Origin of the sequence: uncultured Chloroflexus sp. (assembly GCF_938091255.1) — a bacterium.
Taxonomy (GTDB): Bacteria; Chloroflexota; Chloroflexia; order Chloroflexales; family Chloroflexaceae; genus Chloroflexus.
In genome coordinates this window covers 73202-98697 of record NZ_CALLJH010000008.1, presented here as the reverse complement: position 1 = coordinate 98697, position 25496 = coordinate 73202, and the positions used below count along the sequence as shown (strand labels likewise).

At 58.7% G+C, this 25496-nt stretch carries 17 protein-coding genes; 8 read left to right on the top strand and 9 right to left on the bottom strand.

Features of this window, described 5'->3' with window-relative positions; genetic code table 11:
• Positions 1–39 precede the first annotated feature (39 nt).
• Positions 40–1629 carry an ATP-binding cassette domain-containing protein gene (locus Q1A00_RS04450; RefSeq protein WP_298490204.1) on the top strand — a complete coding sequence of 530 codons (1590 nt, stop codon included), beginning with the start codon at positions 40–42 and terminating at the stop codon, positions 1627–1629.
• A gap of 152 nt (positions 1630–1781) precedes the next feature.
• Here the strand turns inward: Q1A00_RS04450 and Q1A00_RS04445 are convergent, their stop codons facing one another.
• From Q1A00_RS04445 to Q1A00_RS04430, 4 genes are all read right to left on the bottom strand, one after another.
• Entirely contained in the window at positions 1782–2846 is a 1065-nt protein-coding gene (locus Q1A00_RS04445; RefSeq protein WP_298407651.1) for a response regulator transcription factor, read from the bottom strand.
• A 184-nt stretch (positions 2847–3030) separates the two neighbouring features.
• Complete coding sequence (locus Q1A00_RS04440) at positions 3031–4230, bottom strand: sugar ABC transporter permease (protein WP_298490206.1); 1200 nt, start codon at positions 4228–4230, stop codon at positions 3031–3033.
• Positions 4231–4253: 23 nt separating this feature from the next.
• The gene (locus Q1A00_RS04435; protein WP_298407672.1) at positions 4254–5777 is read right to left on the bottom strand and encodes an ATP-binding cassette domain-containing protein; all 1524 of its coding nucleotides are present in this window, start codon (positions 5775–5777) and stop codon (positions 4254–4256) included.
• Between the two features lie 126 nt (positions 5778–5903).
• Entirely contained in the window at positions 5904–7046 is a 1143-nt protein-coding gene (locus Q1A00_RS04430) for a sugar ABC transporter substrate-binding protein (RefSeq protein ID WP_298407683.1), read from the bottom strand.
• 293 nt (positions 7047–7339) lie between these two features.
• Here Q1A00_RS04430 and Q1A00_RS04425 point away from each other — a divergent pair, with 293 nt between their 5' ends.
• Positions 7340–10096 (top strand): LuxR C-terminal-related transcriptional regulator, encoded by a 2757-nt coding sequence (locus Q1A00_RS04425; RefSeq protein ID WP_298407695.1) that lies wholly within the window; start codon positions 7340–7342, stop codon positions 10094–10096.
• A gap of 108 nt (positions 10097–10204) precedes the next feature.
• Here Q1A00_RS04425 and Q1A00_RS04420 read toward each other — a convergent pair whose 3' ends face one another.
• Positions 10205–11257 (bottom strand): homoserine dehydrogenase, encoded by a 1053-nt coding sequence (locus Q1A00_RS04420; RefSeq protein WP_298407706.1) that lies wholly within the window; start codon positions 11255–11257, stop codon positions 10205–10207.
• Positions 11258–11465: 208 nt separating this feature from the next.
• Between Q1A00_RS04420 and Q1A00_RS04415 the strand changes: the two genes are divergently transcribed.
• From Q1A00_RS04415 to Q1A00_RS04400, 4 genes are all read left to right on the top strand, one after another.
• Positions 11466–12164 (top strand): hypothetical protein, encoded by a 699-nt coding sequence (locus Q1A00_RS04415; RefSeq protein WP_298407717.1) that lies wholly within the window; start codon positions 11466–11468, stop codon positions 12162–12164.
• Between the two features lie 302 nt (positions 12165–12466).
• Positions 12467–14482: a DUF6541 family protein gene (locus Q1A00_RS04410; protein WP_298490212.1), complete on the top strand. Its 2016-nt coding sequence runs from the start codon at positions 12467–12469 to the stop codon at positions 14480–14482.
• Positions 14467–15642 (top strand): glycosyltransferase, encoded by a 1176-nt coding sequence (locus tag Q1A00_RS04405; protein WP_298407746.1) that lies wholly within the window; start codon positions 14467–14469, stop codon positions 15640–15642. The genes Q1A00_RS04410 and Q1A00_RS04405 overlap by 16 nt, the downstream gene beginning before the upstream one ends.
• Positions 15642–16835, top strand: coding sequence for a glycosyltransferase (locus Q1A00_RS04400; protein WP_298407756.1), 1194 nt, complete (start codon positions 15642–15644; stop codon positions 16833–16835). Before Q1A00_RS04405 ends, Q1A00_RS04400 begins: the two co-directional genes overlap by 1 nt.
• A 115-nt stretch (positions 16836–16950) precedes the next feature.
• On the opposite strand, the gene Q1A00_RS04395 is transcribed toward Q1A00_RS04400, so the two are convergent.
• On the bottom strand, positions 16951–18426 hold the full coding sequence (locus Q1A00_RS04395; RefSeq protein WP_298482618.1) for a LuxR C-terminal-related transcriptional regulator: 1476 nt from the start codon (positions 18424–18426) through the stop codon (positions 16951–16953).
• Between the two features lie 176 nt (positions 18427–18602).
• Here Q1A00_RS04395 and Q1A00_RS04390 point away from each other — a divergent pair, with 176 nt between their 5' ends.
• Positions 18603–20888 (top strand): hypothetical protein, encoded by a 2286-nt coding sequence (locus Q1A00_RS04390; RefSeq protein WP_298407765.1) that lies wholly within the window; start codon positions 18603–18605, stop codon positions 20886–20888.
• A complete protein-coding gene (locus Q1A00_RS04385) occupies positions 20885–21784 on the top strand; it encodes a hypothetical protein (protein ID WP_298407767.1) in 900 nt (299 codons plus the stop codon). The genes Q1A00_RS04390 and Q1A00_RS04385 overlap by 4 nt, the downstream gene beginning before the upstream one ends.
• A 46-nt stretch (positions 21785–21830) precedes the next feature.
• Here the strand turns inward: Q1A00_RS04385 and Q1A00_RS04380 are convergent, their stop codons facing one another.
• The 3 genes from Q1A00_RS04380 to Q1A00_RS04370 are packed head-to-tail and all read right to left on the bottom strand — an operon-like array spanning position 21831 to position 25437.
• A complete protein-coding gene (locus tag Q1A00_RS04380) occupies positions 21831–23906 on the bottom strand; it encodes a hypothetical protein (protein ID WP_298407769.1) in 2076 nt (691 codons plus the stop codon).
• Positions 23903–24220: a hypothetical protein gene (locus Q1A00_RS04375; protein ID WP_298407772.1), complete on the bottom strand. Its 318-nt coding sequence runs from the start codon at positions 24218–24220 to the stop codon at positions 23903–23905. The genes Q1A00_RS04380 and Q1A00_RS04375 overlap by 4 nt, the downstream gene beginning before the upstream one ends.
• A 56-nt stretch (positions 24221–24276) precedes the next feature.
• Positions 24277–25437: an aminotransferase class I/II-fold pyridoxal phosphate-dependent enzyme gene (locus tag Q1A00_RS04370; RefSeq protein ID WP_298407775.1), complete on the bottom strand. Its 1161-nt coding sequence runs from the start codon at positions 25435–25437 to the stop codon at positions 24277–24279.
• Between the last annotated feature and the right edge of the window lie 59 nt (positions 25438–25496).

Sequence of the window (25496 nt, the reverse complement as noted above, 5' to 3'; positions counted from 1 at the left end):
TGCCAGACTATTACACGAGTGAAAACTACAGCCACATCTATGCGACCCTTGCTCAGCGTGCGCGATCTCCATATCGTCTTTGCCGCTAAGCCGATCCTCAGCGGGATCAATGTTGAGCTGCACCCCGGCGACATCTTGGGGGTGGTAGGTCTGCGCAGCGCCGGCAAGTCGGTGCTCTTGCAGGCGCTGGCCGGGATCTATCCGCCTACAGCGGGTGAGATACAGGTTGATGGCATCCCTTTGACGTGGGCAGCACAAACGGCGCAGCGACGCGGGATCGAGTTTGTGCCGCAAGCGCCGCTGCTGGTCGAAGTGATGCCGGTGCTAGATAATATCTTTTTAGGGCGTGAACTGGGCAAATGGCGGCTCGATCCGGTGGCAATGGTGACTACGGCGTACCAGTGGCTTGAGCGGTTTGGTTTGCCGCCCAGCCTTGCCCACCAGCGCGCCAGCGATCTGACTGAAGAGGAGCGGCAGTTGGTGGCGTTGATCCGGGCCTTTGTGCGGCCAGCGCGGCTGCTGATCCTCGATGAGGCACTCTCGGCGTTGAGTTTTGCCTGCCAGCAGGCCGTCTTGCAGCACTTGCGCGAGCTGGCAGCGGCGCAGGCCGGCATGATCCTCAGTAGCGACGACCTCAATCTCATCTTTGCCATCACCAACCGAGTGCTGGTGCTGTACCAAGGCCGGCAAGCGGCGTTGCGCGCCACTGCCAGCACGACACCGCGCGAGATCGTCGAGCTGATGGTGGGGTCGGTGCGGCAAGAGCGGGTCACGCCGTTGATTTGGGCCTTTGAGAACTACTATCAGGCGCAGCAACAAGCAGAACAGTTACGGCAACAGCAACTGCAACTGCAAAACAACCTCGCCGCGCAAGACTCGCTCAACCGTGAGCTAGTGCAACGGCTGCACGAGCAAATGGTGGCGCTCGATCAACTCAATCAGGCGTTGCAAGAGGCCCATCACCGTTTGATGCTCGAACGCGAAGCCGAGCGCAAGGTGTTGGCGCGTGAATTGCACGATCAAGTGATTCAAGACCTGCTCAGTTTCAACTACCAGCTCGAACACGTCGAAGAGGAGATCGAGCAGGATGCAGCCTTGAGCGAACTGCAGAACATCCGGCGCGGGATTCGCGAGGTGGTGGCAGTGTTGCGCCAGATGTGCAGCGATCTGCGCCCGCCCACGCTCGATAGCCATGGCTTGGCGGCGGCATTGCGTTCGTTGGCAAGCCAGTGGAGCGATCAGACCGGGATTCAGGTCGAGTTGCTACTGGCCGAGCCGCTGGAACGTTGGCCGGAGACGATTGAATTGGCGGTGTTTCGGATTGTGCAAGAGGGCTTCAACAACGTGCGCAAGCATGCCGGCGCTACGCGCGTATTGCTTGAGGTGCGGCGCACCTCGGCAGCGGGGGTGATGGTGCGGTTGGCCGATAATGGGAGGGGAATGGTGACGCCGCCCGATTTGCAACGCCTCGCGGAACGGAAGCATTTTGGCTTGATCGGGATCAGCGAGCGGGTGTCGCTCTTGCGCGGTACCTTGCAGATTGGGCCATCAGTGTGGGGCGGGTTAGAATTGCAGATCGAGATACCCAATCCGGCACCGTTTCCGGCGGAAGGTATTGGCGTGAAGTAACGCGAAGGCGCGAAGGGTAAAACGTAAAGGCGCGAAGAACGCCGAGGACGCAAAAGTTATGATGCGGGGTATCAGGGGGTCTTAAGCCAAGCAGATGATATTCTTTGCGTCTTTGCGTTTTTGTATCTTTGCGTCCTTGCGGTATGGTGGTATCACGACCGCTTGCGTCGCAACGCATCCTCTACCACCTGCCGCACGGTGGCCGCATCGAGGTCTTTTTTGTCGAGAAAAGCCAGCGCGCCGGCTTCCAACCCCAACCGGCGAAACTCGCGGTCAGGGTAGGCGCTGATCAAGATTGCCCGGATGTTGGGGGCAATATTTTTCACCCGGCGTAGGCATTGAATCCCATCGCCATCGTTCAAGATCACATCAATGAAAGCTAGATCGGGCGTGATCTGGCGGAGCAAGTGAGTCGCTGCATGGCAATCCTCGGCCTCGTAAAGCTGCGCTTCGGCGCAGGCCTTGCCGACCATGCGCTTGAGTTGGGCACGGTAGCGTTCGTTATCGTCGATAATCAGCACGGTCAGCGGGCTAGGGCCGGCTGGCAGTTCGCGGTTTTGGGCTGCTTCGTGGCCCGATTCGGCTAGCAATTCGGGATGGCGCAATGCAAACTGGTAGGCTTCGAGCCGGCTGCTCACGCGGATGGTACGGTAGAGTGCGGTGAGGTGATTTTCAATTGTCTTGACGCTTAGATCCATCTCTTGGGCCATGCGGCGGTTGTCGTAACCTTGGGCGATAAGGCGGAGGAGATCGCGTTGGCGTTTGGTGAGGCTGATCGGCGAAGGGTGTGCCAACTGCGGCGCTGCTTGGATGAGACGGCTGAGGAGCGGGCTAGAGATCCAGTTGCCGCCGGCCATAATCCGTTGCACGGCTAGTTGTAGATCGCTGAGGGGTTGGTCTTTGAGGTGGTAACCGTTGACGCCGGCGGCGAGCAGGCCAACGACGTAAGATTGATCATCGTAGGCGCTGACGACTAAAATCTTCATCGCCGGATAATCGGCATGAATCTGGCGGATGGCGTTAATCGGATCAAATTCCGGCATGGCCACATCTACCACCAGCAGATCGGGGTGATGCTGGGCTAGCGCAGCGAGTAGTTGTGGGCCGGTGGCCGCCTCACCGACCACCTCAAAGTCAGGCAAGCCGGCAAGTGCAGTGCGCAAACCAGCTCGTACAACGGCATGATCATCGGCCAATACGACGCGGGTTGTTCCCATCGCCCATTCCCCACCATGGTTGACGTACCGGCGTGATGACGCCAAGGGATACAAATTATTATCGCCGAAGAAACGGCTGGGGGCAAATGGGCGGATGCGGGAGGGGGCGGAGCGGCGCGGGGGGCGGGCTATCGTAGAGCCGCGCAGCCGTGCGGCTCTACGATGGCATGTTTACCGCAGTCTATTATCCCGCACGACCACGGCGGCGGGTGGTCACGTCGAACACCACGGCGGCGACCAATACCAAACCGCGCACGATGTACTGGTAGGCAATATCAATGCCCATCAGGTTCATACCGCTGGTCAGCGACACATACACCAGCGCGCCGATGATCGATCCGATCACATTGCCGACGCCGCCAGCGGCGGACACACCGCCAATGTACGCCGCAGCAATCGCGTCAAGCTCAAACAGGGTGCCGGCGGTGGTGGTGGCCGAGCGTAACCGCGAAGCGAACAAGATGCCCGACAAGGCCGAAAGTACTCCCATCGACGCGAAAACGATATAGGTCATGCGCTTGACGCTGATACCGCTCAGCTCAGCCGCTTCGGGGTTGCCGCCGACTGCATAAATATGCCGGCCCAGCACAGTTTGGGTGGTAATGAAGTGGTAAATCGCCACCACTACCAACACGATCACCATCGTCCACGAGAGGCCGTTATAGCCGGCCATAATCCACGCCAGCAAGCCGATCAAGGCCGAGATAAAGACCAGCTTGAGCACAAACATATCGGTGGGCAAGACCTCGAAATTGTAGGCCAGCTTCTTGTTGCGGCTGCGGATTTCGCTGATGACAAAGGCAACGATGGCGAGCACGCCGAGGAAGAGGGTGAGGGTATGGTAGCCGGGCACAATGCTCAACGGCACATCAGGAATAAAGCCATTGCCAATCGCGTTGAAGGTCTCATCTTCGATAATAATCGTACCGGTGCCGGCGGTGACCAGTTGCAATGCGCCGCGATAGATGAGCCAGCCGGCCAGTGAAGCGACAAACGAGGGAATCTTCAACTCGGCGACCGGAAACGCCGTCAATAGACCGGCCAACCCGCCGAGAACCAGCACCATTGGCACCACCACAATCGTTGGCAGATCCCAGAAGCGGAGGGCGATCGCGGCGACTGCGCCAAGGAAACCGGCTAAAAAACCGACCGAGAGATCAATATGGCGAATGACAATGACCAATGTCATCCCAACCGCCAGCACCGCAATGTAGCCAGTCTGGTTGATCAGATTGCTGAGGTTCCGCGACGAGATAAAAATGCCGTTGGTTGTGATCGAAAAGATGATCATAATGACAAAAAGGGCGATGAACATGCCGTATTGGCGGATATTCTGCCCCAACGCCCGTTGCAAGTTCGCGACAAATGCTGCTCGAGTCGTCATTGTCTCCTCCGCCGCGTTGTACTCTAATAGTCAACCGCCAGCTCCATAATCTTTTCTTGGGTGGCTGCCGCAACCGGCAGTTCACCTTTCATTCTCCCGCCAGAGACGACGTAGATTCGGTCACTCATACCCAACACTTCGGGTAGTTCCGACGAAATCATAATGATGCTCATCCCCTCTTCGACCAGCCGGTTCATCAACTGATAGATCTCGTATTTTGCGCCAACATCGATCCCGCGGGTCGGCTCATCAAGGATAAGTACATCGGGCCGCACAAACAGCCATTTGCCGAGGCACACCTTCTGCTGGTTGCCGCCGCTGAGATTGACGACCTGTTGTTCGATGGTGGGTGTTTTGATATTGAGCGATTTGCGATAGCCTTCGGCGACCTGAATCTCGGCATTGCGATCGATGACGCCATTTTTCGCTAACGCTTGCAGGTTGGCAAGAGTAATATTTTGGCGCACATCTTGGATCAAGACCAGCCCTTTGGCTTTGCGATCTTCGGAAACGTAGGCCAAACCGGCGGCGATCGCTTCGCGAGGATGGCGGAACACGCGCTTGCGGCCCTTCAGCCACAACTCACCGCTAAGCCGATAGCCGGGTGCATTACCAAACAGACTAAGCGCCAGCTCGGTGCGACCGGCACCCATCAGGCCGGCCAATCCGACAATTTCACCCTTACGCACTTGGAGATTGACATCGCGTAGCAAGTAGCGGCCCAACTCAGGCGCATAGACCGTCCAGTTCCGCAATTCCAGCATCACCTCATCACTGATCTGATGGTTGCGGGGGGGATAGATATTGGTAATCTCGCGCCCGACCATATTGCGGATGAGCGCTTGCTCGCTCACCTCGCCGCTGTGCCCATCGAGGGTGCAAACTGTCTTGCCGTCGCGAAGGACGGTCACGGTATCAGCGACCGCCAACACCTCTTTCAGCTTGTGTGAAATCAGAATGCAGGTTACGCCATGATCGCGCAATTCACGTAACAGATTCAGTAAATTCTCGCTGTCGTTCTCGTTGAGGGCGGCGGTCGGTTCGTCGAGAATCAGAAGCTTGACTTCACGGCTAAGCGCCTTAGCAATTTCGACCAGTTGCTGCTTGCCGACGCCGAGATCGCGGATTTTAGCGGCGGGATTGACATCTAAGCGCACTTTGCGCAACATCTCATTGGCGCGGCGGATGGTCTCGTTCCAATCGATCACACCGTTGCGACTAATTTCGTGACCAAGAAAGATATTTTCGTAGACGGTCAATTCGGGCACAAGGGCCAATTCTTGATAGATAATGCCGATGCCGACTCGTTCGCTATCGGCGATGCCAAAAAAGCGTTGGGGCTGGCCATCGATCAAGATTTCGCCGCTGTAGGAGCCATACGGATACACACCGCTCAGCACCTTCATCAAGGTTGATTTACCAGCGCCATTTTCACCGACCAGACAGTGGATTTCGCCGCGCTTGACGCTAAAGGTGACGTTATCGAGCGCGCGCACACCGGGGAATTCCTTGGTGATCTGGCGCATTTCGAGGATAGGGGGTTCCATACACGCACCGCCTCATCATATGGATATGCCGTGAGGTGAGGAGAGGGGTTATCCTCTTGCGAATAGGCGTCATCGTTGGCTCAGATCGGGATGCGGCCATCCCGATCTGAGCGGAACAATTGCGGTTTACGGCAGATTGGTGAAGTCGCTGGCGCTATAGTAGCCGGAGTCGATCAGAGCAGCGCGCACGTTGTCGCGGGTGACGGTCACGACCGGCGACTGGATGGCAGGCACGTCGATCTTACCGTTATTGTAGGAACCGCGTGACGTAGGTTGCTTGTTCTCAAGCAGAGCGACCGCGGCGCTAATCGCATCCTTCACCAGCGTGCGCACATCTTTGAAGACGGTCATCGACTGGCGGCCATCGATGATGTACTGCACCGACGCCTTTTCGGCATCTTGGCCGGTCACGAAGTACTGGGTCACATCCTTATCGGCGGCGAAGGCATCGGCGATCGCGCGGGCGGTGCCATCGTTGGGGGCGAGAATGTAGACCTTGCCCTTATCGGCGGCGCTAGCGGCGGTCAGGTTCGCCTCGGCAAGATTCTTGGCGGTGTTGAAATCCCAGTTGGTGGTGATCTGACCGAGGATCTTGGCCATCTCGTCGCGGGTAAGGTCAAGCTTGTTCTGCAACGCGACGGCCTCGCTCGAATTCTTAATCACGAAGGTGCCAGCGGCGATCTTGGGTTGGAGCACCTTCCACGCGCCTTCAAAGAAGAGGAAAGCGTTGTTGTCCGAGGCAGCGCCAGCATAGAGGTAGAGTGGATTGCCGCTGCCGCTGGCATTATCAACCAGATATTGGGCCTGCTGCGCACCCACGGCGATACTGTCGAAAGTGACATAATAGTCAACGGCGTCGGTCTCGCGGATGAGGCGGTCGTAGGAGATGACCTTGACGCCGGCGGCGCGGGCAGCGGCGGCAGCCGCAGCGGCGGCGGTGCCATCGTGGGGGCAGATGATCAGCACTTTAATGCCCTTGGCGAGCAGCGCCTCGACATTCTCTTTTTCTTTGGCCGACGAACCTTGGCTGAAGAGGATTTCAACCTGATAGCCGGCCTGCTGCAACGCCTCGCGGAAGCGGGTCTCATCTTGGATCCAGCGGGGTTCATCTTTAGTGGGAAGGACGATTCCGACCGCGAGTTGCTGGCTGCTGCCGGTGCTGCCACCGGTGCTGCCACCGGTGCTGCCGCCAGTGTTGCCACAGGCGCTCAACAGGAAGGTAAACGCCGTCAACAACGACAATACGAACCACAAGGTCTTCTTCGACATCACAGTCCTCCTTGAACACGGCAAAGCTACACCATTGCGAACCAAGTCATTGCAGGGAACTTTCGCTGCCGGGTACACCTCCTTGTGTGCATGGCAACAACAATACTGATGGCGCTATTGAACCATGCCGGTGCGAGCTTGCCCATCCCCGCAACCCTGAAAGCGACTAGGGAGTTACTCCTACTCGAGAATTAGGGGATTTCCCCTACCACACCCCGTACTGCAATCGCCTGTGGTAGACTACATCACACAGCGACCAAGCAACCAACCATATCACCACTCGGAGATCGCGCATGATGCCACTGATGCGCACCAAATTACAGCCGCCTGAAGTGCGACCGTCGCTCCTTGCCCGGCCACGGGTCTATGAACAGCTCCGCCATGCCTTACACAGCCGACTGGTCTTGATCAATGCGCCTGCCGGGTATGGCAAAACGTCACTTTTAGTTGAATGGATCGAAGAAGGGCGCAAGGAGTGGTCGCACATTGGCTGGTTAAGCCTCGATGCGACCGACAATGACATCCGGCGATTGTTTGCCTATCTTCTCGAGGCATTAACGAACATTCCGTTTGAACGTCGCGAGCGGTTGCGGGCCGTGATCAGCGCAGAAGTTGATCTTGACGCCGAACAATGGTTTGCCGAATTATTGAACGATCTGGCGGAAGTAGCCGGCCCAACAGTCATCATTTTTGATGATTATCATCTGATCAATGATGGGCAGATTCATCAAGCAATAACCTTCTTGGTCGATCATCTACCACCTCGGTGCCGGTTGATTATCGCCACCCGCAGCGATCCGCCGTTGCCGCTTGCGCGGTGGCGAGCGCGTGGGCATTTAGCCGAGTTGCGCAGTTTTGATCTGGCCTTTAATCCAGAAGAGGCGGCCACCTTTTTGTTAGAAGTAATGGAATTGCCATTGAGCCGTGATCAGATCGTGACTTTGCTCGAGAGCACGGAAGGATGGCCGGCTGGTTTGCATCTCGCCGCGCTAGCATTACGGAGTCGACCGAATCAGAGCGAGGTGGTTGATGAATTGATTGCCAGCAACCGGTATGTAGCCGACTATTTGATCGAGGATGTGTTTAACCAATTGCCGGCGCACCTACAACAATTTCTCTTGCAGACCTCGATCCTTGACCGGTTGTGCGGGCCGCTCTGCGATGCCGTGATTGGCGTTCACGAACAGAGTGCGCCAAGCCAAAACAACCAGTCGTACAGCCAGTTGGTGTTGGCCGAAATCGAGCGCAACAACCTGTTTCTCTTCCCGCTGGATGCCGAGCGGGTGTGGTACCGGTACCATCACCTGTTTGCAGATGTCTTGCGGGATCGGCTCGAGGCGGGCAGCAGCGCCGAGCACATCGCCATACTCCACCGGCGGGCAGGGGCATGGTACGCGGCCCATGGCATGCTGACGCAAGCTGTCAATCACGCTTTGCGCGCGCAGGCGATCGATGATGTGGTGGCGATGCTGGAGCCGATTGGGTTGGCGTTTATTTCGCAAGTAGGGGAAGCGACCCTCCGGCGTTGGCTGCCGGAAATCCCGGAAGCAGCGTTTGAGAGCCATCCACGTTTAGCGTTATTGCGCGCTTGGCTGGCGGCGGCTGATTATCAAGTTGAAGACGCGGCCCACTGGATTGCGGTCGCTGAGCGAGCGTTGGCGGGGGTAGCGAGCGGTGCGACGACGCCGATTGGGTTGATTGCCAATCTGCGCGGCGAATTGAGCGCGGTGCGGGTGCGGTTGGCATTGTTGCAAGGGAATACCGAGCAGGTCATCCACGAAGGAAAGCAGGCCTTAGCATGGTTGCAGGCTGACAATCAGGCATTGCGCATGCGGGTGGCGAAAGATTTGGGCTATGCCTACCTTGCCCAACGTGATCTAGTGCGAGCCGAGCAAGCCTTCAGCGAGGCGAGCATCAACGGGTTTAACGCCGGTTTGCCTTACATTTCAGCGATGGCGACGGTTGATTACGCCTATACACTGGCATTACGCGGTTCGATTGGGGCAGCGATTAGCATCTGCCGCGATACGATCAACCAGATGTTACGGCGCAATCGCAGTCGCACACAACCCGGCATCGGCTTGCCGTTTTTGGCGTTGGCCGATCTGCATGGGTTACGGTACGAATTTGCCGGCGCGTTACCGGCCTTGGCTGAAGCCGAGAGCGCGATTAAATCGGGCCAAACCACGAGTTATTTCAACCTCTTGATAATGATGGCACGCATTATGCGTGCGCGCGGCGATGCCGACGGCGCGCTGCGGGTGATCCGGCAGGCACGCTTTTTAGCTCGCCAGCGCAACGTTGATTGGGTGCTAGCAGTGCTTAATGGGCTGGAAGCGCAGATTCTGACGGCGCAAGGTGAATTCGACGCTGCCGAGCAACTGCTCGACGATCGTTTACGCAAGCCGGTGGAGTTTCGCTATATGCCGGTGGCGGCATTCTATGCCCGCGAGCATATCACCCGGGCAGGCTATGAATGGCGGCTGACCAGTGCGCGCGCAATCGGGAATGGGGAAGCTTTGCGGGCATTGGCGGCTGAGTTGGCCCAGCCGCACAGCGGCGAGATCTGGCAGGCGTTGGCGCCGCTTGATGCAGCTTTGTTGCGTGGAATGGCATTGGCGGCTGTCGGTGATGACGGCAGCGAGGCGCTGTTGACCGCACTTGATCTTGCGACGAGCGAGCGGATCGTAGCGCCGTTTCTTCAAGCCGGTGCGCCGTTACGACTCATGCTGTCGCAATTGGCGGCGCGCCAACAGCTATCGCCCTATGGCGAATATCTGCTCTCGTTGTTTGATGACGATGAGGTAGCGCCGGCAATACCGGCAAGTGCGCTGGCGTCTTCTGCAGCGTTGCCTGACCCCCTCAGCCAGCGTGAGATAGAGGTGTTACGTTTAATGGCGGAAGGGCGGAGTAACCACGAGATCGCTGCGACTTTGGTGATCGCGGTGAGTACGGTCAAATCGCACATTAACAGTATTTTCAGCAAGTTGGGCGTCGCCTCACGCACGCAAGCAGTGGCGCGCGCGAGGCGACTAAGGTTGATCCCGTGAGAGCGCATCTAAAGCACACGCTCAACGGCGGTGAAACATCCTGCTGGCTAAAGAAGAAAAAAACCGTTCGAACCGTAAGCATCCGTGGCGAGCTGGGTCCTTTGGCTTTTAGCGGCGTACAATCTCGATCAGATCGCGCAGCATGGCTTGGCACGTCCCTAAGGGGCCATCTTCGAGGCTGCTGATCGTCGAGCGCCCGGCGCTATCGCTAGAGATCACGAAACCCATTTCGCCGTGGGCTAGCCGGGCCAGCGGGTGTTCGGGGCCAAGGACAGCGGGAGCTACCGATAAATCGTAACGTCCATCAGGCTGGCGCTCGGCGCGGGCAACCAGCGAGATACGACCGCCAGCCTGCCATGCTGCGGCTAATTCGGCAGCCGTAACGTCACGAATCCCGCGTACCGTCACATCGGCCAGCGTCGTGGGCTGGCCGAGCACTGCGTTGGCGAAGATCACCAGCTTGTTGGCGGCGTCCCAGCCATCGACATCGAGCGAAGGATCAGGCTCAACGATCCCCTGTCGTTGCGCTTCGGCCAGCGCAGTGGCGAAATCGGCGCCGGCGGCCATCTGTTCGAGAATGACCTGCGTGGTGCCGTTAACGACGAGCTCAGCGCGTTCGATCTGGGCACCGGCCAAATCGCGCCGGCCAAAGTTGATAGTCGGCAAAGCGCCTCCTACCGCGCCAGAGAAACGCAAGGCTGGGCGGGGGCTGCGGGGCGAGAGATCGTCGGCCCAATCGCTTAGCGCAGCTAACTCGGCAAACGCCAGCACCAACGGCCCTTTGCTAGCCAACACGGCTGACTTGCCGCGGCGCAAAGCCGCTCGCACAATATCGAGGCCGGGCTGGCCATCGCGGAGGTTGGTCGGGGTAGCTTCCAGCAACAGATCATACGCAGCGGTTTCGGCCAGCGTGATCACATCGAGATCAGGGCGAAACGACGGCAAGGCCGCCACACCCAACTTGCGCCGTTTGACATCAATAATCGCCGGGAGATCGAGACCGCCGGGATCAAGCGCCACGCCGCTCGAGTCGGCGACGCCAACAATGCGGAGATGAAAGCCATACCGGCGCGGCAGCCGGTCAGGATCGGCAACCAACATTTCGAGGAATGTGCGACCAATATTCCCGATACCGGTGAGAATAGCGTCAACCATATCCATAATCACTCCTATGCAACAGTGATACGAGCAGGTATAATGATAAAACTATCTTCGAGAAATTCGTGTCGCGTGCGTTTATTGCTATGAGGACTGGGTTGCGGTGGACGAGTGCAAAGGATCGTCATCGCGCGGGGGAATTCTTTCGGGGTCTAAAACAATGAAGACGTGTCCGATTCCGTGCGCTTTTGTAGCGTTGCACAGCAACGATATGGCGAGCATTCGTAAGCATTTGCTTGAGGGGAATCAATGCCGCGACGCTTGGGTTGCACTAAGCAAATTAGTGCAGGATGCTCGTCAACGAAAGGATTGCCTTGAGCGGGCAGCCATATTGGCGCCTGATGACGAAGAGTTGCAGATTGCGTATCTCGAAGCACGATTAGCAGTTCAGCCGGATGATGTTTTTGCTCAGCAGCGGTTGAATGAAATTCGCACAATGCGCTTGTTGTCTGACGTCAAGACGCCTTATTTTCATGAACAACCTAAACCGCGCTTATTAGGCGATATCTTGGTCTCGATTGGCGCAATTACAGAAGCTGAACTTCAAGCGATGCTCGCTGAACAGCGGCGGGAGAGTCTGCTGAAATCGGATCGGCGGCTAGGCCAGTTGCTGCTCAAGCGAGGCCTGATTACGCCGGCGAAGTTAGCCAAGGCATTGATCATTCAGCAGCAAGAGCGAAGCCGGGCGCGCTCGGCGCCGCAGGTGTTGGGCGAGTATCTGGTGGAGCGGGGCTATATTACCGCTACTCAATTAGAAGATGTGCTAGCCGAGCAGATTCGGCTCGATCAGCAAGGCAAACGGCTCAGCATTGGCGATTTGTTGGTGCGAATGCGTTTGATGTCGAAGGAAAAGGTCGATCAGGCGGCGCGAGAGTACGAAAACATTTTCTGGTCGAAGTTTAACTCGTAAGGGATGGTGTTGGGCCTGTGGCAGCAATGCTGCCGCAGGCTTTTTTTTGTTAAGCCGGTCGCTCGGCAGTTGTCCAACAAGCGATTGAGTAGGCGTCTCTAGCCTAATATTGCCGCCGCAAAGCGAAACATCTGCCGCCCAGATTGCAGTGGAGGTAGGAATCGTTTTGCCTTTCCCTTTCGTTCTTGTCATAGGGAAAGGCTGCGCGCAAGACGGCAGCACGGTTGCTAGCGGCGACAAACGTGCTACAATAAACCGGCCTATGCGCCATTAAACGCGACATGAAACAGATTGAGACGATAATGGTTGCAGATCAGCGCGCGCTTCCCCGTTCAGTAATCTGGTTAGCTGTGATCTGGCTGGCGGCGATCATCAGCATGGCTGTGCCGGGATTGCTCTGGTGGGCGCCGTGGTCGTTGCTAACCTCGCTGCTGGCGGTGCTCAGCGGTGCGCTCCTCTTTACTCTTCCCGGTCTCGCTGTCTTGCGTTGGTTGCATCCCGGCCCGTTGCTCTGGTTTGAGCGGTTAGCGTATGCGGCTAGCCTGAGTGGTGCTATCATTCCATTCCTGTTATTGGTGAGCGAGCCGATTGGCTGGCGCTGGAACAGCCTTGCAGCGTGGTTGGTGATGATTGTCTTCGTGGCGCTAGCCCTCTGGCCAGTACCACGGATACATCGGCCAGATCGCGGCCAACGTTGCCTTATTGGATGGATGGTAGCTTGGCTAAGCGTGGCCGCATTAGCGGTACGCCTCTTCGCTGTGCGGGATGTGCCGGTAGGGTTGTTTGGCGATTCTTACCATCATACCATCATTACCCAATTGTTGATCGATCATGGCGGCCTGTTTCAATCGTGGCAGCCATACGCACCGGCAGTGACATTTACCTACCACTACGGATTTCATGCAATAGCGGCATGGTGGCACTGGCTGGCCGGCATTCCTCCGACGCAGGCAGTGGTATTGGTTGGGCAAGTGATGAGCGGCTTAGCAGCGCCGCTGCTTTATTTATTGACGGCACGATTGACCAACTCTCGCTTGACCGGCTTGTGGGCGGCGGTCGTTGTTGGGTTTCTCAGTCTCTATCCGGCCTACTACGTGAATTGGGGCCGATATACCCAACTGGCTGGGCAGACCGTCTTGCCGGCGGTAGCCGTAGCGTGGATGGAATTGATCGATGGCGCATTGTCGCCGCAGCGTTCGTGGCGATCTTTGGCGGCGCCGTTGGCATTGGCCAGCATTGCAAGCGCCGGATTAGCGTTTAGCCACTATCGGGTGGCGATCTTAGCAATCTGTTTTGTGGTGACGTATACGCTCGTGGCGCTGGGCCGATCAGGGCTAGTGGGCTGGCGGACGTTAAGGCGGTTAGGCGGCGCTGGCATATTGGGTGCATTAGGGGCGGCGTTACTGGCATGGCCGTGGTTGTGGCGGGTGCAACAGGGCCAGATCACGCGCATGGCGGCACAGATTGTCACTACTGATGTTGAGACGCGCAATCCTATTGCTTTAGAAATTATCGGTGCGGCGTTCCAATATGGCCTCTTCCCGCTGGCAGCAATTGGTCTCATCAGCCTGCTGTGGCGGCGACAGAGCGGGGGGCTGGTACTGGCATTATGGGCCGGGCTGGTGTGGTTAGCAGCGAATCCGCAATTGCTCGGCTTAACCGGGCAAGGCTTGATTACTACCTTTGCCGTCTTGATCGGCGCCTATCTGGTCGTTGCGCCGGCAGCCGGTGCCGGGCTGCTGGCATTGATCCGGTTGGGGGTAATGATAACCAAACAGGCGCAACGGCGGCTGAGCGCGACGATGATCACCATTCAGATCGTAGCCGGCTTGGTGTTGGTTGGCTGGGGTGCGCCGATGCAAGCGGCAATGGTTGACTACGATTATCAACTGGCCACACCAGCCGATCTCAAGGCAGCCGCATGGATTCGCGAGCACCTCCCGCCAGATGCGGCAATTTTCGTGAACGGATTTCCCGCCTACGGCGGGTATGTGTATGCCGGCAGCGATGGCGGCTGGTGGCTCACATTTCTGACCGGACGTCGTACCAACCTCTTGCCGATGGCAGTGGGCTTTGAAGCGACTGATCCGCCAAATACGCTGCGCCTGATCGCCGAACAACATCAGGCAGTCCAGCGCTACCCTATCGGCAGCGCCCAAGCTGTGGCTGCGTTGCGCGCGTTAGGCTTTCACTATCTCTACAATGGCCCGGCGGCCAATCCATCTGGTGAATATCTCGACCCGGTACAGATCGATGCAGCGCCGTTTTACGAGTTAATCTACCGGCAAGACGGTGTGAGTATTTGGAGAATCCGCTAGTGCGTCTGGCAGTTGTTGGCCCAACCTATCCGTTTCGCGGCGGAATCGCGCATTATACGACACTGCTGGTGCGTTATTTGCGCGCCGCTGGCCATACCACGTTTTTCTATTCCTTCACCCGCCAGTACCCGGCTTTGCTCTTTCCCGGTCGTAGCGATCGTGATCCGAGCCGTGCGCCGTTGCGGGTGGATTGCGAATACCTGCTCGATCCGATAAATCCACTAACATGGTGGCGTTTGGTGCGACGGGTGCGGGCCGATCGGCCTGATCTGCTGCTCTTACAATGGTGGGTGCCGTATTGGACGCCGAGCCTGACGGTGATTTCGAGCTTGCTCAAGCGCCCGCCGGCGACCAAGATCGCGATGATTTGCCATAACGTGTTGCCACACGACGGCGGCGGCGTGATCGACCGGCGATTGGCGTGGGCAGTGTTGCGGCGCGCCGATGCCTTAATTGTGCATAGCGAACTTGATCGGTATCGTGCGCGGGCATTGATGCCATACGCAAAGATTGTCAAAGCGTTTTTGCCGACGTATGAACCGATCTTGCATGAAGCCGCCGCAGCGGCAAGGGCGTTACGTACAGAATGGCAAGTGCCTGAGCATCGCCGGCTGTTGCTCTTTTTTGGCTTTGTGCGGCCATACAAGGGTCTAGAGTATCTGATACAGGCGATGGCGCATGTGCGAGCGCAGATCGATGCGCATCTGTTGGTGGTGGGGGAAATTTGGGGGTCGTTAGCCTATTATCAACGGTATGCGGCTGAATTTGGGGTGGCTGATGCGATCACGTTTGTGAATCGTTATGTGCCGAACGAAGAACTGTTGCCCATCTTTACGGCAGCCGATGTGGTTGTGCTCCCTTACATTTCGGCTACGCAGAGCGCAGTAGTGCAATTGGCTTTTGGGTTTGGCAAGCCGGTGATTACGACGAATGTTGGTGGATTGCCCGAAGTGGTGCATGATGGGGTCAACGGCCTGATTGTGCCGCCGCAAGACGCCACCTCGTTAGCGCGCGCCATTGTGCGCTACTTCCAAGAGGATCTCGCTCCAATCCTGACCGCGAATGTGCAAGCTGCCACCGTCGAGCGGGCCGAATCGTGGCCGCAGTTGGTAGCGATTATTACCGAACTAGCGCGCGAATTGCAAGGAGTGACCAAGTAGTGCGGGTTGTCTTTCTCTTGCCGATGGGGATTGACCGGCCATCGGGCCGGCGCTATCTGAACATCGCCCGTGGTCTTGTCAGGCGTGGCGTGCGGGTGCGGTTGCTGGCGCTCCATCCCGATCTCGCCACGTGCGCTCAGCGTCGCTTCGTTGTTGATGGGGTTGAAGTCTGGTATGTCGGCCAGATGCATGCCCGTAAGGTTGGCAACGTGCCGGTACGGTTTAGCCCGTGGCAATTGCTGCTGGTGGTTGTGCAGGCAACGCTCGGTATGATCTGGGGGGTATTGTGTTCGCCGGCTGATTGGTATCATCTTGGAAAGCCGCAGCCGATCAATGGCATGGCCGCGTTGATTGGGGTGGGCCTGCTGCGCCGGCAGCCCTTTCTGGTCGATTGCGATGATGATGAAGTGACCGCCAACCGGTTGACTGCGGGGTGGCAACGGGCGGTGTTTGCCTTCTGGCAATGGTTGCTGCCGCGCTTAGCGGTTGGTTTGACGGTGAATACCCGTTACTTAGCCGAGCGGATGGCGTGCGCTGGGCAACCGTGCGTGATTGTGCCGAATGGGGTTGACAGCCGTCAATTTACGGCGCCGCCAGTGGCGATCCGCGCGGCGTTGGCGGCGGCGTTAGGAGTATCTGGCCGGCCAGTAATCGCCTATGCTGGCACGCTAGCGCTGCATAACCATCCGGTTGATTTGCTGTTCGCGGCGTTTGGGCAGGTCGCTGAGCAGCATCCGGGTGCTGTCCTGTTGCTGATCGGCGGCGGCGAAGATTTGCCATTGCTCCAAGCGTATACGAGCCGGCAACCGTGGCGTGATCGGGTCATCTTTACCGGTCATGTCCCGTATCCGATGGTGCGCGCGTTGTTGTCGCTTGCCGATGTGAGTGTTGATCCTGTGCGCAATGACTCGGTCGCGCTGGCCCGTTCACCGCTGAAGATTATCGAGAGTCTAGCAGTAGGCGTACCGGTCATTACCGGCGATGTGGGTGATCGAGCCGAGATGCTCAATTTTGGCGCAGCGGGGATGGTCGTATTACCGGGTAACGTCAAGGCGCTTGCGAACGCGATTGGGGAACTGCTGAACGACCCGGCACGCCGCGCTGTGATGGCGGCAGCGGCGATCGCACATGCTCGACGGTATGACTGGGATCGGCTGGCTGAGCGGTGGATGGCGATTTATGATGCAGTGTAGATCGTAGCACAACCCTGTGGGGGCCGGTTTGGTAAACGTTGTGTACAGCATAGCGTGCGGCAGTCAAACTGCCGCACTCCATATAACACGAAGTAGGGCCGCTTGCTAGCTGCCCCTACTGGCCGGGAATAAAAATGACGTACAACGCGCGATATTCGCTCAATATCCCTTGGGCTTGAAGATTACCGACAAAATAGATGCTGGCATCGAGCAACACGGCATCAGGAAAGACTTGAGCCTCAGGAGGCAGCGGTGTGCGACTCCACGCATCGGCGGCAATATCGTAGGTCAGCCCTTCGCGTCGCTCACCATCAAATACGAGTAGGGTGCTTGATAGCGCAATAGTAGCGGGACGGGCGATCGGTTGTGGTAATGGCGTGATTGCAATCCAGCGCCGGCTGGGATCGGTGCTTGGTTCAAGCCGCGCACTCTCACGCAGTGGGCCGTTGATGCCTTCGCCACCGATAACATACAGGCGACCGCCGGCAATGGCAGAGCCGGCATTGCGACGTGGTTGGGGCAAGGCTGGTCCCGTCTCCCACCGATCAAGGACGGGGTCGTAGATAAACACTTCATTACGGATCGATGCGCCATCCCAACCGCCAATCAGGTATAACTGGCCTTCCCATGCTGCTAGCGTATAGCGGCTGCGTGGTGCCGGCAAGGCTGCGCCGGTATACCAGCGTTGTTCGCGCGGGTCATAGATTTCGAGCCGGTCGATCACGGCACCGGTGCTATCTTCGCCACCGGGGACGAAGATCAAGCCTCGCAACGTGATAGCGCGCGCATGGCTCACAGCGGTTGGTTTATCGGTCAACGTCACCCAGCGGTTTGTCTCGGGATCGTAACGATCGACAGTAGCGACAATGCTGCCGTCGCGTTGCCCACCAATCACATACAGCCGGCGTTCAAGGTCATAGCCGGTGAGGGCGAAATCATCACGCGGATCGCTGAGCGGTTGGCGGGTAAACCAGCGTTGTTCAGGGTTGAGAAGCGACGCGGCGGTGGGATTGACGGTTGGCGATGTGTTGCTCGTGGGGCGCGCATTCGCTACGAAGAGCGTAATGATTATCACCAACACAGCAGCTAGGCCGATCAGCCAAGGTCCGAAACGGGTAATAGGGCGGAACGAAGCAGTTTGTGCCGTTACCGTTTCTGGGGCGTCTTGCCCGGCGATCGGAGGGTTGGGTGCTGGCATCTCAGGTGGCAAGGGTGTAGGCGGTGTCGATTCTGTGAGTACCGGCGGCGCAATGTCCGATGACGCTACGGTTGGCTTGCTCGTAGGAACTGGTACCTGATCGTGATTCGCTGGTTGGAGTGTGACAACTGGCGTCGGTTCGAGCGACGATGCCGCTTCATCAGTAGATGCCAGTCCTGCTTCCCCAACTGTCACGACTCCGACGCGGATCGCATATACTGTGGCCTCGGTACGCGACTCGACGCCAATCTTGGCGAAGATATTGCGTAGATGAACCTTGACCGTGTTGACGCTAATATTCAATGCGATAGCGATCTGCTGGTTGGTAGCACCGGTCGCGACCAGTCGCAGAATTTCGCGTTCGCGTTCGCTGAGTGGGCTTTCGTTTGTCATAATGGCATGAGTGATAAGTTTGCTGCTTTGCGTTGATCATAACACATGCATCAGCGCCACCGTGCGAGCGGGAAGGTAAGACGTTGATTGCGCATCGGCGGTTTGGACGCTATGACGGCCTGCAAGCCTTCTCGTATAATGAGGCAATATCATTTTTGCGTTTCAGACATGCCACTATGATTGTACGCCGGTTGCGCCTTACAGTCCTGCTCAGCCTGATATCGGTCTGCTTATTGGTCGTCCAGATCGCGTCATTTCGCGTAGCGATGGCGCAACCGCCAGTTTCGCTCGAACTAGGCGCCCCCTTTGCTGGGCAATATGTGGTAGGCCAGTGGCTCCCGTTGCAGGTGACACTGCGCAATCAAGGGCTGGCGGCAGCGACAGTGACGGTGACGGCGACGCCAGCCGACAGTGCGATCCAATATGTGCGGACGTTGCGGTTAGCTGGGCAAACGCAACAATCGCTGTGGCTGTACGTCTTTCTGGCCCAGCCGGTGCGTGCCGTGTTTGTTACACTCGCCATCGATGGCGTCATTGTGGATCGGCAAGAGGTGGCACTGCTGCTGCGACCGGTAGAACGGATGCGAGCAGTCTTAGGTCTGTCACCGGTAACAAGCGACCTGTTCGCTGCCGGTAGTTTACAGGTGACCAATCTGCCTGACCATTACCTCGGCCTGAGCAATCTGAGCGTGTTAGCTATGTTTGATCTGGATGCGCCATTGCTGGCTGCGCAACAAACCGCACTGTTAGCGTGGGTCTACAATGGCGGCCATCTGATTATCGGCGGCGGGCCAGCCGCAATTGCCCTGCAAGCAGCGTTGCCGCCAGCGTTGCACGCCGCGACGATCACTGGCGTCGCAGTTATCGATCGCGCACCATTAGTTGCTCTTGGCAAATCATTGTTGAATACGCCGTTGCTGGGCGTGCATCTGGCGCCGGTAACCGGAGCACAGTACCGAGGCGATCCAGAGGCGCCTGCGTGGGTGGAATATGCAGTTGGTCGCGGACGGGTGACTCAACTCGCGTTTGCGCCGGAAGCGCTGGCCGATTGGGCCGGTCGTGAGCAATTCTGGACGGCGCTGGCGCAGCCGGTGTTGTTGGTGTCAACGCCAGTCGGCGCTAGTGCGCAAATCACGCCTTGGCAGCTACAAACGCTTACGCCGATGCTCGGTGCGCTGCCGCAGATCGCTATCCCGGCTTTTGCCGAAGGGTTGACGGCGCTCACGTGGTATGCGGTCGTGATAGTGTTGCTGGCGCTAGGGTTTTGGCGCTGGCGGCGCATGGTGCCGGTGGTGAGCTTGCTGGTTGTTGCGCTCATCAGCACCATTGTAGGGTTGTGGTGGGCCAACGCGAACATGGCCCCAGCGTATAGCGCTTTGCAGATGACCTTAATCGAGGTGATCGATGGTGAACGAGCGCAAGCCCAGACGATCAGCGTGATGCTGTCGGCGATGCCGCGGACGGAAACAATGTTGTTTACGAGTCCGGTGATTGCTCGCCCATTCATAATTGCTGGCAGCGATGGTTCGCCGGCGGACGGGAGTGAGAGCTTTGCGCAGATGACGACACAGCTAGAGCGGCAGTTAGCGCCTTGGCGAACGCAGGCTTTATGGACAACGGCAATCATTCCAGCCCCGGCAGTGCGGGCGACGTTGGTGGTTGATCAAGGGCGGTTGCGGGTTGATGTACAGAATGATAGCCAGTATACTCTGCGCGATGTCTTCGTCGCGTATGGAGATCAGTTGTTGTTCTTTGGCACGCTGCGTCCCGGCGCGCGCTCGGTCGCGCGTTGGCCGGCGTTGTTGGCCCCCGCTGTTGCTGGTTTGTCACTCGGTCAATTGGTGATCAAGGATTTGCAGGATAATGGCTTGCTGCTTGATGGCAACATGGAAAAGGAGACGCAAATCCGGGCCGCCTTGGTCGATGCGGCGGTAGCAGCGTTGCCTACGCGCTTTGATCCGGGGCCGTTTATGCTGGCATGGCTGGATCGTGATCCAACTGTGCTGGTACAACCCCCTATAGGGGCGGTTGAAACCCTCTTTATGATGCGACCGCCGATTCGGGGGCAAGGTGAACTTTCTCTACCCGTGGGATGGTTGCGCCTTGATCCTGCCGGCTCTGAAGCGACCCCATGCCTCAATGGCCAAGGCGTGCAGTTGAGCGGCGAGACAGCCGAGATCCACCTACGCTTGCCGCCTGATCTGTCATTGCTACGGGCTAGCGCCATACAGGTACGACTCAGTCCCACCGACGCAACGAGCAATGTGAACCTCGCTCTGCGCGCTTACAATTGGGTAACCGGCGCGTGGGACACTCTCGTCTTCAATCCCCTTTCAACAACGACCATTACTGATGCTGAACCGTATCTTCGTTCCGGTGAGGTGCGGCTCCGGCTCAGCGGCGGGCTTGATCGGCTTGGTTGCGTCGTTGCGACGGGTGGTGTGCAGGGAGTGTTGCCATGAGAGCGGCGTTACGCGAAGAGTGGCAGCGGCTCATTCGGCGGCGCCGCATTATGCTGCTCTTCATCAGCACCGTACTGGTGATGTTGCTAACCGCGCAGGGAACGGGGCAACTGGCAGGAATGGCAACTCTGGCTGACTTGCCGCTCTTGAATGCGCAGATTGACCGGCTCTTTGCCACGAGTCTCTGTTTGGCGTTGCAGGGATGGGTGATGCTGCTTTCACCTCTATTGGCAGTGAGTGCTTATACGGTTGGGTTGCAGACAAAGCTGAACCCGATAGTCTTGTTGGCGCGCTTACTGGTGGTGTGGGCTGTGATGATCCTTGCGATCGGTCTCACTTTGCCTTTCTTTAGTTTGCTGCCGCTCTTTGGCAGTCTGAGCTTGCCGGAGATCGGGTGGGCGTTTGCCGTGATTGTCGTGACGGCGTTGCTCAGTGGAGCGTATGGTGTGTGTTGGGTGACGGTGATGCGCAATCCGCCGGCTGCGTTGTTCTTTGCATATAGCGTGTTGGCGCTGTGGTTGGTTGTCGGGGTGTTGATCGCAGGTAGGGATACGCAACCCACGCTGCCGGTTGTCGTTGCCGTTGCGTTCAATCCGTTCGCGGCGTTGCTGGCGCCGTTGGCGCCGGCTTTCCCCCCTGATGGGCCGATTGCCGCCGATTTACAGAATTTGCTCCGGTTTACTCACGGGGTGGTTGATCGGGCAACGCCGCTCTACCGGCTCTATATAGCCGGGAGCGGGTTGCTCATCTTGGTGTTACTTGGGATCGCGAGCTTTGCCGTTCACCCACAGCCGCGTCGTTGGCAGCGGTTTGATACGCTCTTCAGCATCGTGTGCGTGGTCTATCTGACAGCATTCTTCGCTTGGCGCGATTGGTGGAGCGTGGCGTTGCCGTAGGAACGTAATAGGAAACTTCAGCAGACAAAGCGCGCGCTCCGCCCTATCACCTCCGATCAGATGCAACCCGATAGATCACCACTCCCCCTTCGGCAAACGCTACCTCGTAGCCGGGCCGGTGCGTAAAGAGTTCAGGCCGCAGCGGCCCGTTCGGTGAGGTGTAGATGTAGTCGATCTGCTCGGCGGCAATCAAGCGATCGAGATCGATCTCTTTCCCGTTCCCGACGTCGATGATCTGCTGGCTGCGTTGGCGTGTGGCCTGTACCGACGTCACATCACCATACACAAACAGCGCCGGCGGCGTGCTGGTCCACCTCCCGGTGAGTGGCATGATCCACCAGCCGCCGTCGTTGCCGCGGGCGACTCCCGGCAGCCACGGCGCGGCGTTGATCAAGAAGCGAGCCGTAGGCGGAGTGTGATCGGCCACCCACGCGATCGCCCTCCGGTCAGCAGCCGTCGCCAAAACTGTCACCGGGTTGACAATCGCACGTTGCTGGTATGCCCCCCAGAGCGTGAAGCCGAGCAATGCCGCCACGCCAGTGATCTGCCAAAAACGGCGCTGGGCCGGCCAGATCAATACAACCCCGCCGCCTATGAGGCTGCTGAGGGGGAGAAAGAGACTGATCACGGCGATGTCCACCGGTAATAGCCAGAGGAAAGGCAAGCGCACCGTTGCCGGGTTTATCGCTAGCAAGAGCAAGCCAACGCCGCTCCACAGCCACTTGCGCTGCGTGAGGCTGTAGAGGAGGACGGCAAGACCTGCCGGCGGCGCCAGATAGCTGATCAGCCACGGATTGGTCAGCACTGCCAACCCACCCACCCAGAGCATCAGCACCGCTGCGGCGGCTTGCCGGCGGGCCACGCCGAGGGCACCGCCGATCAAAGCTAGCGCCACTAACCATTCGTTTGGGCCGATCCACATCAGGTCGTAGCTGAGCTGGGCATACGAACCGCCGGTGGTGAGGCTTTGAGTGCCAGTCACTGCCGGCACGAGCACCCGGCGTAGCAGCAGCCACCACCATGGCGCAGCTAAGGCGACTGCAACTATTCCGGCCAAAAATGCTTGCGCTGCGCGTGTGACGATGGTGCGCCGCGATTGGCGCAAGCTCCATACGACGCTCTGGGCCGCGAGCAATGCGCTGCCAAAGACAAAGATGCGCATGTGAACGAGGCTAAGACCGGCGGCGATCAGTGCCGCCAGCGCCAGCCAGCCGGCGCGTTCGCGGCGGTGTGTCCTAGCAAGCCACTGATGCCACGCAATGGCCAACGCCACAAGCAGCAACAGGCCGGTCAGTTGAGTGTACCGGCCCCACGACACGTAATAAGCCGGCATCCACGAGATGCAGCCAACAACGGCGGCAGCCACGACCGCTGCGCTAGGCCGTCGCCACCAGAGCAGCGCCAGCGCTGCGGCGGCCACGTTCTGCCACCAGTTGAGCAATTGCCCGCTCCAGAGCATCACGTCAGGCAATGCACCGCTGCTCAGGCACCAAGCCGCCGCGATCACCACGTGGTAGCCCCAGTGGTAAGGCATTTCGATTACCGGCAGATAGGGGGTAAGCGTCCACGGTGCGCGCCCGGTTTCAGCCGCGACCCGTACCATCAGCGCGTGATGCACCGAATCGACCCATGCCGGCAGGGCGAGATCGGCGATCTGTTCGGCGCGTAGCCACGCGCCGATTGCCAGCACAACCGCCAGCAGCCACGTCGCGGCGGATGGCCGTCCCTGCACGCCGGCAAGGTCGCACCACGCTGCCCCAATTGCCGCCAGTGTCAACAGGATGGCGCTAGTAGTGAGGGCGAAGACCGGCAATGACCCGCCCACCGCCGTGACCCACAGGTACACAATCGGCACGATGCTCAGGCTGATACCCGTCCAAAGCGCGACCCGCAACAGCCACGGCGGGCGCGGGCCGGGCAAGCTGCGTTCGAGCAGGTACCCCGGCGCGATCAGCCACAAGCCGGTCGCTAACAGCACCCGTCCGGCAGGGAGCAAAGCCACTATCACTGCCAGCAGCAATCCACTCAGCAACCAGCGCCGGCCACCGCTGAGCGTGGCGAGCGATTGCTGATCGGCGGGATCAGATAGCGTTGGCGCTGAGCGAACGTCGTCTTCGTTCACCGCACCAGCCAGAAGATCAGCCCGATGACCACGATCGCAATCACCAGCAACAGCGCCAGTAGCTTGGCCTGTTCGACCGAGCGGCGACGGGCTAGCAACGGGCGCGCTTCTGGAGCGTAGGGTACATCGGGCAACTCGCTGAGCAAGATAGCTCCTAGCGCCATTGGGTTGGTGAACAGGGTCTTGACAAAGGTCGTTACCAACTCGCGGGCGGTGATCAGCGGCGGCGCCCAGTAGGCCTCTTCCGGCGTGAGTGGCCGTCCGGTGAGCGAGCAACGGAGTTCGGTGGCGGTCTCGTTGTTGCGCGATGGCATAATGTACCTCGCTGTGGGTTTCACTCCGCCAGTAGGGACGTAGCGCCGCTATGTCCCTACCTAATCCGGCGGACAAATCGCTCGATCCGTTCTAATGCCTCTTCGATCTTGTTCATCGCGGTGGCGTAACACGCACGCACGTAGCCGGCGCCACTTGGGCCGAAGGCGTCACCCGGCACGACGGCTACCTGTTCGCTGTGCAGCAACTGCTCGCAAAAGGCTTCACTGCTGAGACCGAGATGGCTGATCTGCGGGAAGGCGTAGAAAGCGCCTTGCGGCTCGAAGGTGGGTAGGCCGATGCTGTTGAGACCAGACACGATCACCTTGCGACGGCGGTCGTACTCGCGCACCATCTCCTGCACTGCCTCTTCACCGTGCAAGATGGCTTCAAGACCGGCGTACTGGCTCATCGTTGGAGCCGACATAATCGCGTACTGGTGGAATTTGCGCACGGCGGCAGTGATTTCGGCGGGGGCGGCCAGCCAACCTAGGCGCCAACCGGTCATCGCGTAAGCCTTCGAGAAGCCGCCAAGGAGTACAGTGCGTTCGCGCATGCCGGGCAGCGCCGCGAAGCAAGTGTGCTCGACGCCGTAGACCAGCCGGTCGTAGATCTCGTCTGAGATGACGATCAGGTCGTGGCGTTCAGCCACTGCCGCCACTTCCAACAACCGTTCGCGGCTGAGCACGGCGCCAGTCGGGTTGTTGGGATAGCCAATCAAGATCGCTTTGGTGCGCGGCGTGACCGCTGCCTCTAGCGCCGCACCGGTCACTTGAAAGTCGTCGGCGACGCTGGTCGGCACGTAGACGACGCGCGCATCGGCGAAGGTGACACACGCTGGGTAAGCGACAAAGCACGGTTCTGGCATCAACACTTCGTCGCCGGAATCGAGCAGGGCCAGCGCTGCGCCAAGCATCGCTTCGCTGACACCAACGGTGATCAGCAGCTCGGTTTCGGGGTCGTACTGCACGCCGTAACGGCGGTTGAGGTGCTCGGCGAGCGCGATGCGCAGTTCGAGCAGGCCAGAGTTAGAGGTGTAGGCGGTGGTGCGGTCGATTGAGGCTTGGCCTGCGGCGCGAATGTGCTCCGGCGTGATAAAATCAGGCTCGCCGACACCGAGTGAGATAACGTCGGGCATGGTGGCGGCGATGTCGAAGAAGCGGCGAATGCCCGATGGTGGAACGGCGCGAATGCGCCGCGCAATGCGCTGGCTGATCATAGAGGCTCTCCTTCGTGGTATCGTGGCTGAGCGCCATTGCTCAGCGAGTTCTATCTTAC

Coding starts and splice junctions, on each gene's coding strand:
- Q1A00_RS04395 (WP_298482618.1), bottom strand. CDS start 18,426: ATGACAAACGAAAGCCCACTCAGCGAACGCGAACGCGAAATTCTGCGA.
- Q1A00_RS04435 (WP_298407672.1), bottom strand. CDS start 5,777: ATGGAACCCCCTATCCTCGAAATGCGCCAGATCACCAAGGAATTCCCC.
- Q1A00_RS04440 (WP_298490206.1), bottom strand. CDS start 4,230: ATGACGACTCGAGCAGCATTTGTCGCGAACTTGCAACGGGCGTTGGGG.
- Q1A00_RS04420 (WP_298407706.1), bottom strand. CDS start 11,257: ATGGATATGGTTGACGCTATTCTCACCGGTATCGGGAATATTGGTCGC.
- Q1A00_RS04430 (WP_298407683.1), bottom strand. CDS start 7,046: ATGTCGAAGAAGACCTTGTGGTTCGTATTGTCGTTGTTGACGGCGTTT.
- Q1A00_RS04415 (WP_298407717.1), top strand. CDS start 11,466: ATGGCGAGCATTCGTAAGCATTTGCTTGAGGGGAATCAATGCCGCGAC.
- Q1A00_RS04450 (WP_298490204.1), top strand. CDS start 40: ATGCGACCCTTGCTCAGCGTGCGCGATCTCCATATCGTCTTTGCCGCT.
- Q1A00_RS04385 (WP_298407767.1), top strand. CDS start 20,885: ATGAGAGCGGCGTTACGCGAAGAGTGGCAGCGGCTCATTCGGCGGCGC.
- Q1A00_RS04445 (WP_298407651.1), bottom strand. CDS start 2,846: ATGGGAACAACCCGCGTCGTATTGGCCGATGATCATGCCGTTGTACGA.
- Q1A00_RS04375 (WP_298407772.1), bottom strand. CDS start 24,220: ATGCCATCGCGCAACAACGAGACCGCCACCGAACTCCGTTGCTCGCTC.
- Q1A00_RS04370 (WP_298407775.1), bottom strand. CDS start 25,437: ATGATCAGCCAGCGCATTGCGCGGCGCATTCGCGCCGTTCCACCATCG.
- Q1A00_RS04425 (WP_298407695.1), top strand. CDS start 7,340: ATGATGCCACTGATGCGCACCAAATTACAGCCGCCTGAAGTGCGACCG.
- Q1A00_RS04390 (WP_298407765.1), top strand. CDS start 18,603: ATGATTGTACGCCGGTTGCGCCTTACAGTCCTGCTCAGCCTGATATCG.
- Q1A00_RS04410 (WP_298490212.1), top strand. CDS start 12,467: ATGGTTGCAGATCAGCGCGCGCTTCCCCGTTCAGTAATCTGGTTAGCT.